This is a genomic window from Marinobacter sp., from assembly GCF_041595835.1.
Classification (GTDB): domain Bacteria; phylum Pseudomonadota; class Gammaproteobacteria; order Pseudomonadales; family Oleiphilaceae; genus Marinobacter.
Map to the genome: position 1 here is coordinate 1 of NZ_JBFHJO010000092.1, position 2,078 is coordinate 2,078.

The window sequence follows — 2,078 nt, forward strand, 5'->3', positions numbered from 1 at the left end:
AAGCGCTGCCGGCCCAGGAGCCCTGGGCAAGCATGGTGAATGTCGGAAGTTGGTGAGAGCCTGGCCAGGGCTGGGTCTTATCCATGTGTCGTTGGCGCATCCCCCACAGCGCCATGACTTCTTCTTTCGTGGGCTCGACCCAGCTCAGGGACGTCTGGCTGAATTGTTTTAAGGTGTAGCGATGCACAAAGAAGATACCGCCCCCTCGTAACTACCAACGGACTGAGGCTGCAGCCTGGGTAATCCCCCCTAAAAACCGGGGTGCTCAAAAGTAGAATTTTCCGTAAGCTAAACGCAGGGAGATTCTGCATGAAGAAATCACGTTTTTCCGATAGCCAGATCATGGCGATCCTGAAGCAAGCTGAAAACGGCGTGCCCGTTCCTGAGTTATGCCGCGAACACGGTATGAGCAACGCCAGCTTCTATAAATGGCGTGCAAAGTTCGGCGGCATGGATACCTCCATGATCAAGCGCATGAAAGAGCTTGAGGATGAGAACCGGCGGTTGAAGAAGATGTATGCCGAAGAACGGCTCAAGTCTGAGTTGCGCAAGGAAGCTCTTGAGGGAAAGTGGTAAAGCCATCTCTCCGTCGCGAGATGGCGCACAAAGCCGTTGCCGCTGCTCGTTGTAGCATTCGCCAAGCCTGCGAGGTCTTCAGTGTCAGTGAGTTCTGCTATCGCTACCGGGCTAAGCTCAGTAGTGAAAATGCCGAGATCGCGGATCTGTTGGTGCGCTTAACCCATAACCAGAGAAACTGGGGTTTTGGTCTGTGTTTTCTGTACCTGCGCAACGTGAAGGGTTATCCCTGGAACCACAAACGCGTTTACCGAATCTACCGAGAACTGGAGCTGAACCTACGTATCAAGCCTCGTAAGCGGCTGGTACGTGAGAAACCCGAGCCATTGTCGGTGCCCACGACCATCAACACCAGCTGGTCCATGGACTTCATGCACGACCAGTTAGAGGATGGCCGAAGTTACCGGCTGTTCAATGTGATTGACGATTACAACCGGGAAGGTCTTGGGATTGAGGTAGATCTGTCACTGCCCTCTGAGCGTGTTATCCGGGCTTTGGATCAGATCATCGAGTGGCGGGGAAAACCCATGCAAATTCGCTGCGACAATGGCCCGGAATACATCAGTGCCACCTTGGCTGCCTGGGCTAAGAAGCAGGATATTACACTGGTCTTTATCCAGCCCGGCAACCCGCAACAGAATGCGTATATCGAGCGTTACAACCGCACCGTGCGTTATGACTGGCTGGCCCAATACCTATTCCGCTCGATTAATGAGGTTCAGGAATATGCAACGCAGTGGCTATGGACCTACAATAATGAACGACCAAATATGGCCCTCGGAGGCATTACCCCACAACAGAAACTGGCCATGGTGGCCTAGGCTCTACTTTTGATGTCCTCTTAAAATGGGGGGATTACATATTGACTTTGTACCCGCTTTTATTAATGAAACCCATGACTATTATATCTCCATCATTAGCAGCACGAATGCCTTGATCAATCGCATTGATAAAAATGCTGTGGTACTCCTGATCATCCAGGCTTACATCCACGATGAGTTCGGCAGCATCCTCTAGAGATTGCTGATTCACCGAAGACGCAAAAGTTTTCGAGAGATTACTTTCCCAACTTACATTCGCCATGGCCATAAACACTTCGGCAACAATTGCCTGACATCTTCCACTTAAACAACAGGATTTAGTTTACATGCCCCTGCTAAACCGGACACAACCTCGGGCTTCACGTCACTACGAGATTCTGTCGTTTATTCAAAATCTAGTAGGCTGGAATAGCTCTTTTCAATTCGATAGAACCCGGTTGAAGAGAAAAGTGCCAATCACGCGCTCCGTCTACCGGTTCGTCTGAAACACAAACAATCGAAACGCCAAGTTTTGGACGCTTGGTTAGATAGTAAAAGGAAAATCCAGATGGCGGTTGCACGCTTTTACAGTCGCCACTCTTAGCTTCTATGACATATAACTTTTCCTATCCAGGGCCGTTACCTGATAGCGCAAAAATACAGTCAAGTTGTTCGTCTAAAGCGTACGCTCCTATTGCCTTG

Annotated in this window: 3 protein-coding genes; 1 reads left to right on the top strand and 2 read right to left on the bottom strand. The window is 50.1% G+C overall.

Annotation, left to right across the window (positions count from 1 at the left end):
- Nucleotides 1-187, bottom strand: a 187-nt coding sequence (locus ABYA77_RS14780; protein WP_372966725.1) for a hypothetical protein, incomplete at its 3' end; no start/stop codon positions are given.
- A gap of 122 nt (nucleotides 188-309) precedes the next feature.
- Here ABYA77_RS14780 and ABYA77_RS14785 point away from each other — a divergent pair.
- Nucleotides 310-1,397, top strand: a protein-coding gene (locus ABYA77_RS14785) for an IS3 family transposase (protein WP_372966726.1) whose coding sequence is annotated in 2 segments (ribosomal slippage) — nucleotides 310-565 and nucleotides 565-1,397 — 1,089 coding nt in all. Because the reading frame shifts where the segments join, the coding sequence is not laid out codon by codon here.
- 34 nt (nucleotides 1,398-1,431) lie between these two features.
- Here ABYA77_RS14785 and ABYA77_RS14790 read toward each other — a convergent pair.
- Nucleotides 1,432-1,665 carry a hypothetical protein gene (locus tag ABYA77_RS14790; protein WP_372966727.1) on the bottom strand — a complete coding sequence of 78 codons (234 nt, stop codon included), beginning with the start codon at nucleotides 1,663-1,665 and terminating at the stop codon, nucleotides 1,432-1,434.
- Nucleotides 1,666-2,078: the final 413 nt, after the last annotated feature.

Coding starts and splice junctions, on each gene's coding strand:
- ABYA77_RS14790 (WP_372966727.1), bottom strand. CDS start 1,665: ATGGCCATGGCGAATGTAAGTTGGGAAAGTAATCTCTCGAAAACTTTT.